General features: G+C 64.4%; 9 protein-coding genes and 1 pseudogene. 6 read left to right on the forward strand and 4 right to left on the reverse strand.

Annotated features, from left to right (window positions below):
- The 3 genes from dut (at window position 1) to ACEQXV_RS02610 (ending at window position 3,694) form a co-directional block, all read left to right on the forward strand.
- Complete coding sequence (dut, locus tag ACEQXV_RS02600; protein WP_370267754.1) at window positions 1-462, forward strand: dUTP diphosphatase; 462 nt, start codon at window positions 1-3, stop codon at window positions 460-462.
- Window positions 462-1,529, forward strand: coding sequence for a ThiF family adenylyltransferase (locus ACEQXV_RS02605; protein ID WP_370251921.1), 1,068 nt, complete (start codon window positions 462-464; stop codon window positions 1,527-1,529). The genes dut and ACEQXV_RS02605 overlap by 1 nt, the downstream gene beginning before the upstream one ends.
- A 137-nt stretch (window positions 1,530-1,666) precedes the next feature.
- Window positions 1,667-3,694, forward strand: coding sequence for a M3 family metallopeptidase (locus ACEQXV_RS02610; protein ID WP_370251922.1), 2,028 nt, complete (start codon window positions 1,667-1,669; stop codon window positions 3,692-3,694).
- A 33-nt stretch (window positions 3,695-3,727) separates the two neighbouring features.
- Here ACEQXV_RS02610 and ACEQXV_RS02615 read toward each other — a convergent pair whose 3' ends face one another.
- Window positions 3,728-4,891: an L-lactate dehydrogenase gene (locus ACEQXV_RS02615; RefSeq protein WP_370267755.1), complete on the reverse strand. Its 1,164-nt coding sequence runs from the start codon at window positions 4,889-4,891 to the stop codon at window positions 3,728-3,730.
- 107 nt (window positions 4,892-4,998) lie between these two features.
- Between ACEQXV_RS02615 and ACEQXV_RS02620 the strand changes: the two genes are divergently transcribed.
- Window positions 4,999-5,439: a MaoC family dehydratase gene (locus ACEQXV_RS02620; protein WP_370251925.1), complete on the forward strand. Its 441-nt coding sequence runs from the start codon at window positions 4,999-5,001 to the stop codon at window positions 5,437-5,439.
- On the opposite strand, the gene ACEQXV_RS02625 is transcribed toward ACEQXV_RS02620, so the two are convergent.
- Both ACEQXV_RS02625 and trpA read right to left on the reverse strand, forming a co-directional pair.
- Window positions 5,436-5,576, reverse strand: a complete 141-nt coding sequence (locus ACEQXV_RS02625) for a hypothetical protein (RefSeq protein WP_370267757.1) — start codon at window positions 5,574-5,576, stop codon at window positions 5,436-5,438. The genes ACEQXV_RS02620 and ACEQXV_RS02625 overlap by 4 nt on opposite strands.
- A pseudogene (trpA, locus tag ACEQXV_RS02630) lies at window positions 5,573-6,364 on the reverse strand (tryptophan synthase subunit alpha). Before trpA ends, ACEQXV_RS02625 begins: the two are co-directional and overlap by 4 nt.
- Window positions 6,365-6,646: 282 nt before the next feature.
- On the opposite strand from trpA, the gene ychF reads away from it, so the two are divergent.
- Window positions 6,647-7,744: a redox-regulated ATPase YchF gene (gene ychF / locus ACEQXV_RS02635; protein WP_370251928.1), complete on the forward strand. Its 1,098-nt coding sequence runs from the start codon at window positions 6,647-6,649 to the stop codon at window positions 7,742-7,744.
- Between the two features lie 257 nt (window positions 7,745-8,001).
- A complete protein-coding gene (locus tag ACEQXV_RS02640) occupies window positions 8,002-8,805 on the forward strand; it encodes a hypothetical protein (protein WP_370251930.1) in 804 nt (267 codons plus the stop codon).
- A gap of 6 nt (window positions 8,806-8,811) precedes the next feature.
- On the opposite strand, the gene ACEQXV_RS02645 is transcribed toward ACEQXV_RS02640, so the two are convergent.
- Window positions 8,812-9,813: an NADP-dependent oxidoreductase gene (locus ACEQXV_RS02645; protein WP_370267758.1), complete on the reverse strand. Its 1,002-nt coding sequence runs from the start codon at window positions 9,811-9,813 to the stop codon at window positions 8,812-8,814.
- Between the last annotated feature and the right edge of the window lie 74 nt (window positions 9,814-9,887).

The raw sequence follows: 9,887 nt of genomic DNA on the forward strand, positions 1-9,887 counted from the left end.
CTGACGATCCGGGTGCTGCGGGAAGACTGGGCCGATCCCGACGTGGCCCTGCCAAGCTATGAGACGGCAGGTGCGGCAGGGGCCGATCTGCGTGCGAATCTCAGGCCCGAGGACCGGGCGGCGGGGCTGGTGCTGGCGCCAATGGAACGGCGCATCGTGCCGACGGGCCTGCGCGTGGAAATCCCGGAAGGCTTCGAGATGCAGATCAGGCCCAGGTCGGGACTTGCGCTGAAACACGGGATTTCCCTGCCCAACACGCCCGGAACCATCGACAGCGATTACCGAGGCCCCTTGGGCGTTCTGCTGATCAACCTGGGCGCCGAGCCCTTCACCATCGCCCATGGCGACCGCATCGCGCAGGCAGTCGTCGCCCCCGTTGTCCAGGCCGTGTTCGAGCCTGCGACGGCCCTGTCCGACAGTCACCGGGGCGAGGGTGGGTTCGGCTCGACGGGGCGCGGCTGATGGGGGTGGTGCTGGCGATGGCGGCGGCGCTTTGGGGCGTTGGCTGGCTTATGAAAGCACCGGTCCGGGCGCGTCTGGTGATGCTCCTGTTGCTCTATGTGGCGGTTCTGGCGGTGCAGGTGACGCTGCCCGAGGGACATCCCCTGCGCGAAAACACCGGGGGATCAGCGGCACCATGGCTCTTGCTCGGGGGGGCGGTGGCACTGGTCCTGGCCTATCGAGAGGCGCTGCGGCGGCTTCGGACGCGGGCCGTGGCAAGCGAAACCGCGCGAGAGACCGACACGACGCAGAAGACCGGCACGTTTTCCGCCGAAGAACTGGAACGCTATGCGCGCCACATCACCCTGCGCGAAGTGGGCGGGACAGGGCAGAAGAAGCTCAAGCAGGCCAAGGTTCTGGTGGTGGGGGCCGGGGGGCTTGGCTCGCCCGTGCTGCTCTACCTTGCGGCGGCGGGCGTGGGGCGGATCGGGGTCATCGACCATGACGAGGTGGACCTGACCAACCTTCAGCGGCAGATCATTCACACCGATCAGTCGCAGGGCATGCCCAAGGTTTTCTCGGCTCGGGAACGGATGCTGGCGCTGAACCCCCATGTGGATGTGCGCCCCTATCACCGCAAGCTGACCGAGGAGATCGCAGAGACGCTCTTTGCCGACTATGATCTCATCGTCGATGGCACCGATGCCTGGTCGATCCGCGAGCTTATCAATCGCGCCGCGGTGGCAACGGGAAGGCCTGTCGTGTCGGGGGCCATATCGGCATGGGAAGGGCAGGTGACGATTTACGACCCGTCCCACGGCGCGCCCTGCATGGCGTGTGTCTTTCCGCAAGCGCCCGCCCCGGGCATGGCGGCTACCTGTTCTGAAACCGGGGTGATCGGGGCCCTTCCGGGCGTGATTGGCGCAATGATGGCAAGCGAAACCGTCAAGACGCTGACGGGGGCAGGCGATCCCTTGCGGGGCCGAATGCTGATCTTCGACGCGCTCTACGCGGAAACCCGCACGATCACCCTTGGCCGGAATGCCGATTGCGCCGTCTGCGGGTCCGGCACGCCCGGCAAAGCCTGAACAAGGGCTTAACCGACCCCCGTTAACCTAAACGCGCGCTTGCCCCGTCTTCTTGGCAGAAATACCCCCGCCGGAGGCGTCCTGCCCTCGCCACTCGCGCCTGCCGCCCCTATCTTGTCCCGACAAGGAGACACATGATGACGAACCCGCTTCTCCAGGACTGGGAAACCCCCTTCGCCCTGCCGCCTTTCGACCTGATCGAAGATGCCCATTTCGCCCCGGCGCTGGATCAGGCACTGGACCAGGGCCGCGCCGCGATCCAGGCGATCGCCGACAATCCAGAGCCGCCCACTTTCGCCAACACGATCGAGGCGCTGGAACGTGCCGACCGGTTGCTCGACCGGGTGGCAGGCGTATTTTATAACCTCGCGGGCGCCGATGCGAACCCGGCGCGCGAGGCATTGCAGCGAGAGATGGCGCCGAAGCTGTCGGCCTACTCCTCCGAAATCACCAACAACCGGGCGCTGTGGCAGCGGATCGACGCACTGTGGCAGAACCGCGAAAGCCTGGGCCTGAGCCCGGAGCAGGAGCGCGTGCTCTACCTGACCCATCGCAGCTTTACCCGCGCGGGCGCCGCGCTGGAGGGGGCGGACCGCGACCGGCTGACCGAGGTGAAATCGCGCCTGGCGGTGCTGGGCACGCAGTTCACGCAGAACCTGCTGGCCGATGAGCGTAGCTGGTTCATGGAGCTTTCCGAGGCTGACCTGGAGGGCCTGCCGGATTTCGTCGTTGATGCGGCCCGCGCGGCCGGCAAGGAAAAGGGTGCAGATGGTCCGGTGGTGACGCTCTCGCGGTCGCTGATCGTGCCGTTCCTGCAATTCTCCCCTCGCCGTGAGCTGCGCGAGAAGGCCATGCAGGCCTGGTCAGCACGCGGCGCGAACGGGGGTGAAACCGACAACCGGGCGATAGCTGCCGAAACGCTGGCCCTGCGCGAGGAACGCGCGCGGCTCCTGGGCTACGAGAGCTTCGCCGCTTTCAAGCTGGATACGGAAATGGCGGGCAAGCCGGACAACGTGCGCGATCTTCTGATGCAGGTGTGGGAGCCCGCCAAGGCGCAGGCCGAGCGCGATGCAGAGCGCCTGACCGAGATGATGCGGGCCGAGGGCCTCAATGGCGAACTGGAGCCCTGGGATTGGCGCTATTACTCGGAAAAGCGCCGGGTGGCCGAGCACGATCTCGATGAATCGGAACTCAAGCCATATTTTCAGCTCGACCGGATGATCGCGGCGGCCTTCGATTGCGCGCATCGCCTGTTCGGTCTCGACTTCGCGCCACTGGACGTGCCGATGTATCACCCCGATGTCCGCGCATGGGAGGTCACGCGCAAGGGCCGCCACATGGCGGTGTTCTTCGGCGACTATTTCGCCCGTGGCTCCAAGCGGTCGGGCGCATGGTGTTCGGCGATGCGCAGCCAGTCCAAGCTCGATGGCGAGGAACGGCCCATCGTGGTCAATGTCTGCAACTTCGCCAAGCCCGCCGAGGGCGCGCCCGCGCTGCTGAGTTACGATGATGCGCGCACGTTGTTTCACGAGTTCGGCCATGCGCTCCACCAGATGCTGTCGGACGTGACCTATGGCTCGATCTCGGGCACCTCCGTGGCGCGCGATTTCGTGGAACTGCCAAGCCAGCTCTACGAACACTGGCTCGACGTGCCCGAAGTGCTGGAACAACATGCGCTGCATGCGCGGACCGGCCAGCCGATGCCCCGGGACCTGCTGGACCGGCTTCTGGCGGCGCGGACCTATGACATGGGATTCCAGACGGTGGAATACGTGGCCTCGGCGCTGGTCGATCTCGATTTCCACGATGGCCCCGCGCCTGCCGACCCGATGGCGGCGCAGGCCGAGACTCTGGCGCGCATCGGCATGCCGCGCGCCATCGTCATGCGCCACGCCACGCCGCAATTTGCGCATGTCTTCTCGGGCGACGGGTATTCGTCAGGCTATTACAGCTACATGTGGTCCGAGGTAATGGATGCCGATGCGTTCCAGGCCTTCGAGGAAACCGGAGACGTTTTCGACCCGGCAACGGCGGCAAAGCTGGAACGTTTCATCCTGTCTGCGGGTGGTAGCGCAGAGGCCGATGCACTCTACACCGCCTTCCGGGGACGCATGCCGGGGGTGGAGGCGTTGCTCAAGGGGCGTGGGCTGGACAGCGCCGCATAACGAGAAGGGCGGTCCTGATGACCGCCCTTTTGCTTATTCCCACTCGCCCGCGAACCCCTTGGGCACAAGCAGGTTGTGCCGCCCGAGATTGTTGACGTCCCGTTCGCCGCAGAGCGCCATCGACGTGTCCAGTTCCTTGTGAATGACCTCAAGCGCCTTGGTCACACCTGCCTCGCCCATGGCGCCGAGCCCATAGACGAAGGCGCGCCCGATCATGCAGCCCTTGGCCCCCATGGCCACGGCCTTGAGCACGTCCTGGCCCGAGCGGATACCGCTATCGAGATGGACCTCGATCTTGTCGCCCACGGCGTCGAGGATCGAGGGCAGGGCGCGGATCGAGGAAATGGCCCCGTCGAGCTGCCGCCCGCCGTGGTTCGACACCACGATCGCGTCGGCGCCCACATCGAGCGCCTTGCGGGCGTCGTCAGCATCGAGAATGCCCTTCAGGATCACCGGGCCATCCCACCATTTGCGGAATTCCTTGATCCGGTCCCAGTCCAGCGAGTGATCGAACGCTTGGCTGGTCCAGGCAGAGAGTGACCCGGTGGCATCCACGCCCTTGGCGTGGCCCACGACGTTGCCGAAGGTGCGCCTCTTGGTGCCGAGCATGCCAAGGCCCCACTGCACCCGGGTCATCATATCCATGATCGAGGCGGGGGTCAGCTTCGGCGGGGCCGATAGCCCGTTGCGGATGTCCTTGTGACGCTGGCCCATGATCTGAAGGTCAACGGTGATGACAAGGGCCGAGCATTTCGCGGCCTTTGCCCGGTCGAAGAGCCGGCGCATGAAGTCGTCGTCCTTGAGGGTGTAGACCTGGAACCAGAAGGGCTTTTCCGTGTTCTCGGCCACGTCCTCGATCGAGCAGATCGACATGGTCGACAGCGTGAAGGGCACGCCGAATTTTTCCGCCGCGCGGGCGGCCTTGATTTCGCCATCGGCGCATTGCATGCCAGTCAGCCCGACCGGGGCGAGCGCCACGGGCATGGATACGTCCTGACCAACCAGCTGGCTTTTCGTGCTGCGGTCGGTCATGTCGACGGCGATGCGCTGGCGCAGGTACAACTTCTCGAAATCGCTGGTGTTTTCTCGGAAGGTCTGTTCCGTCCAGCTGCCCGATTCCGCGTAATCGTAGAACATCTTGGGGGTGCGCCGCTTATAGATGCGCTTGAGGTCGTCGATATTGGTAATGACGGGCATGGGCTCTCCTCCAAGATTGGTGAGAAATTCTTACCAATGTCGCGCGATTTTCACAATGGGCTTTTTCCGGTTACTCTGCCGCAGGGGATGGCCACAGGAGGGACGCCATGTTTTTTGACGATTTGCCCGTGGGTTACCGGTTCAAGACCGAGGCACGGACTCTGCCCTTGGCCGAGATCGTGGGCTTCGCCCGGCGGTGGGATCCGCAGCCGTTCCATACCGACCCCGAGGCCGCCAGGGACTCACCCTATGGCGGGATCATCGCAAGCGGCTTCCAGACGATCCTGACGGCCTTCGTGCTGACGCTGGAAGCGAATGTGTGGACCGAGGCCTCGATGGGCTCGCCCGGCATGGACGAGCTGCGCTGGCTGAAGCCGGTCTATCCGGGCGATACGCTGCACACGGAGGCGGAGGTGCTGAGCTCCAGCCCGTCGCAGTCGCGGCCTGACAGGGGGCGGACAGTTATTCAATACCGCGTTTACAACCAGGTGGGGGAAGAGGTGGCCAGCTACCGCGCCACCCATATCCTGCGGCGCAAGACGGGTTAACCCAAGGACGACAGGATCGTCAGAAGCCCAACCAGAAGCACGGGCGCGCCGGGGGCCGTCGTGGCGGTGAGGGCCAGGGTTCCCGGGGCCGCGGCGACCAGCAAGGGCGCCAGGCTGCCAAGCGACAGCGCGATCACGCGCGATGCGCCCCGTCTGCGAGGCCCTTCACGAAGCCCAGTACATCGGCCACGGGCTTGCCTGCCGCGATTTCGGACACGATGGCCGAGCCCACGACGGCCCCATCTGCAACCGAGGCGATCTGCTCGGCCGTTTCCGGCGTGCGGATGCCGAAGCCCACGATGACGGGCAGGTCGGTCTGCGCCTTGATGTGTGCCACTTCAGGGCCCACGTCCGCCGATTGCGCAGCAGCGGCCCCGGTGATGCCGGTGATCGAGACGTAGTAGACGAAGCCGGAGGTGTTTTGCAGCACCTTGGGCAGGCGCTTGTCATCGGTGGTGGGGGTGGCCAGTCGGATGAAGTTGAGACCGGCGGCCTGCGCGGGAATGCAAAGTTCTGCATCCTCCTCGGGCGGCAGGTCCACCACGATCAGACCGTCAACGCCAGCGGCCTTGGCGTCGGCCAGGAACCTGTCAACGCCGCGGCTCTAGATCGGGTTGTAGTAGCCCATCATCACGATGGGGGTGGTATCGTCGGCCTTGCGGAATTCGGCGGCCATGTCGAGCGTCTTTTGCAGGGTCTGTCCGCCTTCCCGCGCGCGCTGGCCGGCAAGTTGGATGGTCGGCCCATCTGCCATCGGATCGGTGAAGGGCATGCCCAGCTCGATGAGGTCGACACCTGCGACCGGCAGCCCCTTCATGATCTCCAGCGAGGTGGCATAGTCCGGATCCCCGCCCATGATATAGGCCACGAAGGCTTTTTTCCCCTCGGCCTTGAGGGCGGCGAATTTGGCGTCGATCCGGGTCATGGCGGTTCCTCGTCTTCTGTCCGGCTTGGTTTGGCGAATGTAGGCCCGGAAATCAATGGTCAAACGGATTGGTTTGCGCGGGCGAAATCCGGCGCGGATTTCGGTCCGTTTTCCGACGCGGAAAACGGCTGCGCGCGCAGGGGCAGGTGCGCAGCCAAAATCCGGCGCAGATCTTGGATCGATTTTTGCACAGCAAACCGCCCGCGTCAGGACGAAGACTCCGTTGCAGTATGGACGCCTTGCGCATAGAAGGCGCCGACACACGAGGATGCGGAGGGCCAGATGGGCTTCAAGATGGGTATCGTTGGGCTGCCGAACGTGGGCAAGTCCACCCTGTTCAACGCGTTGACCAAGACGGCGGCGGCACAGGCTGCCAACTTCCCGTTCTGCACCATCGAGCCCAATGTGGGCGACGTGGCCGTGCCGGACCCGCGTCTGGATAAACTGGCGGCCATTGCCGGTTCCAAGCAGATCATCCCCGCGCGCATGACCTTCGTGGATATCGCGGGGCTGGTGAAGGGCGCGTCGAAGGGTGAAGGGCTTGGCAACCAGTTCCTCGCCAATATCCGCGAAACCGACGCGATCGCGCAGGTGCTTCGCTGCTTCGAAGACGACGACATCACCCATGTCGATGGCCGCATCGACCCGATTGCGGATGCCGAGACCATCGAGACCGAGCTGATGCTGGCCGATCTTGAAAGCATCGAGAAGCGCCGCGCGAACCTTGTGCGCAAGCTCAAGGGCAACGACAAGGAAGCGCTGCAGCAGGACCGGTTGCTGGCCGAAGCCCAGAAGATGCTGGAGGACGGGAAACCGGCCCGCATGGTCGAGGTCTCTGCCGAGGACGCCAAGGCGTGGAAGATGCTGCAACTGCTGACCACCAAGCCGGTCCTTTATGTCTGCAACGTCGATGAGGGATCGGCCGCGACGGGCAATGAATTCTCCGCCAAGGTCGAGGCCATGGCGAAAGCGCAGGGTGCGGCAACGGTCGTCATCTCGGCCCAGATCGAAGAAGAAATCAGCCAGCTCGACGCCGAGGAATCCGAGATGTTCCTTGGCGAGATGGGACTGGAAGAGGCCGGGCTCGACCGGCTGATCCGGGCGGGCTATGGCCTGCTGAATCTTGAAACCTATTTCACCGTCGGCCCGAAAGAGGCGCGCGCCTGGACCATTCGCAGGGGCACCGCCGCGCCGCAGGCCGCAGGCGTCATTCATGGCGATTTCGAGCGCGGCTTCATCCGGGCCGAGACCATCGCCTATGACGACTACCTCGCCTGCAATGGCGAGGTGGGGGCCAAGGAAGCGGGCAAGATGCGTGTCGAGGGCAAGACCTATATCGTCAAGGATGGCGATGTCCTGCACTTCCTGTTCAACGCCTGATCCGGCGCGCCGCCTGAGCGTATGAAATGGACCGAATCTGTCCGGTCGATGACCGGCCCCGCGCACGCGTGGCGCCTTGCGTCACGTCGTGTCCGGGATTCAGCCCTTTGGGTAAATTGTGGCGAAGCTGCTGCAAATTCTCCATAAATCGGGCGCTATCGCGGCCTAGGGCTAGGGACGGAAGTGACTTATGAGGTTTTGTGCCCATGTCGCGTGCTGTTGTGTGTTCCCAATTCCTGACTGAAGAAGACGGCGCCGTGACAGTGGACATGGTGCCCCTGATGGGCATGGTCGTGGGGCTTGGCCTTGCGGTGACCGGCGTGGTCACAGGCGGTGTCTCGGATCTGGCGCGCGATATCCGCGATGCGCTCAACGCCGATATTGCGGGCGAGGGTGGGTCCGGCTCATCCGGCAATGCTGGGCAGGATGAGGGCAGCAACGGGCTGGTGCAACTCGACTTCGACGATTTCACCAATGGTGACGATGGATGGATCACCATTGCCGATGAGCATGATGACCCGCTTCTGGACGGCATGCTCGGCCCGTTCTTTGACCAAAGCGGCAACCCGGTCGTGCTGAACACCTACAGTTTCGATCCTGATACCGGCTATGCCATGATCGAGTTCGACCTTACCACGATCGGCAACTGGGAGGCGGCGGACCACATGCGGATGTTCGTCAACGGGGTCATGATCGACGCAACCCGCCTAGCCGGGGGCAGTTCGACTACCGTGGGCGGCGATGACAGCGAAGATACGCTGGTGTCCTACAACTTCATAGAGCGCGAAAGCGTCAGCCGGGCCGTTTCCGAAGAACGGCTCGACATCGCCAACGCCTATTACGAGGCCGAGGTGGGGGATTCGAATTACGAAGCCACGCGGTCGAACGTGAACACCCAGACCACCTATACCGTGCAGGTCGTGGTCGCCAACCCGAGCGAGTCCCTTCAATTCGGCGTGGGCCGTATCGGCGACGATCCCTATGGGGGCGAGGCCTGGGCGATCGACAATGTCGGGTCATATGGCTCCGACATCCTGCCGGTCGAATTTTCTGGCGGCTAGGCCATCCTAGGCCACCTTCACGATGAGTTTGCCGGTGTTTTCACCGCGATAGAGCATGGAGATGGCGCCGGGTGCTGCCTGCGGGCCGTCCAGAACATGCTCGCGCACCGTGATGCGCCCCTCGCGCAGCCAGCCCGCCAGGGCCGTTCGCGCCTCTGCCAGCCGATCCTTGTAGTCGAAGATGAGAAAGCCCTGCATGCGGGCCCGGGCGACCAGCAACTGCCGGTGCACCCGCGGACCGACGGGCAGCGGGTCCCATTCGGTGATGGCTGCGGTGCCGCAGATGGTGATGCGTGCGCCCTGGGCCAGCCGCGTCATCACGGCGTCTGAAATCGGCCCGCAGGTGTTGTCGAAATAGCAATCCACCCCGTCGGGGCAGGCGGCGGCGACGGCGCTGGCCACATCCTCGGACTTGTAGTCTATGGCCGCGTCATAGCCGAATTCCTCGCGACACTGGTGCACCTTCTCGGCCCCGCCCGCGATGCCGACGGTTCGGCAGCCGATCACTTTGGCGATCTGTCCGACGGCCGACCCCACGGCGCCGGCGGCGGTGGAGACCACAACCGTATCGCCCGGCTTGGCCGCGCAAGAGTCGAGCAGGCCAAAATAGGCGGTGGTGCCATTCAGCCCCAGGATGCCGAGCGCATAGCTGCGCGGCAAATCGGTCTCGGTCACGATGTGCCCGATATTGCTGCCGTCGCTGACGACGTGGGTCTGCCAGCCCAGGAGCCCCTCGACGACATCGCCCTCGGTATAGCCCGGATGGCGGCTGGCCATCACCTCGCCGACGGCAAAGCTGCGCATGGGATCCCCGATCGCGACCGGAGGAGAATAGTTCGGCACGTCATTGGCCCATCCCCGCATCGCCGGATCGACCGACCAATGGCTGACGCGGATCAGCACCTGGTTCTTATCAAGGTCGGGCACCGGCACCTCGCGGGTCGAAAAATGCTCGGGCTTCGGCACGCCGACCGGCCGGCTGGAAAGGATGACTTGGGTGTTCTGCATATCGGTTCCTCCTGTCCCGGACGATTCTGACCCTGGACCGAGTGGATGGCAATCGGCACAGGCGCTCGCGAGCC

Origin of the sequence: Nioella sp. (assembly GCF_964229645.1) — a bacterium.
Classification (GTDB): domain Bacteria; phylum Pseudomonadota; class Alphaproteobacteria; order Rhodobacterales; family Rhodobacteraceae; genus Nioella.

Coding starts and splice junctions, on each gene's coding strand:
- ACEQXV_RS02605 (WP_370251921.1), top strand. CDS start 462: ATGGGGGTGGTGCTGGCGATGGCGGCGGCGCTTTGGGGCGTTGGCTGG.
- ACEQXV_RS02610 (WP_370251922.1), top strand. CDS start 1,667: ATGACGAACCCGCTTCTCCAGGACTGGGAAACCCCCTTCGCCCTGCCG.
- ACEQXV_RS02615 (WP_370267755.1), bottom strand. CDS start 4,891: ATGCCCGTCATTACCAATATCGACGACCTCAAGCGCATCTATAAGCGG.
- ACEQXV_RS02620 (WP_370251925.1), top strand. CDS start 4,999: ATGTTTTTTGACGATTTGCCCGTGGGTTACCGGTTCAAGACCGAGGCA.
- ychF (WP_370251928.1), top strand. CDS start 6,647: ATGGGCTTCAAGATGGGTATCGTTGGGCTGCCGAACGTGGGCAAGTCC.
- ACEQXV_RS02645 (WP_370267758.1), bottom strand. CDS start 9,813: ATGCAGAACACCCAAGTCATCCTTTCCAGCCGGCCGGTCGGCGTGCCG.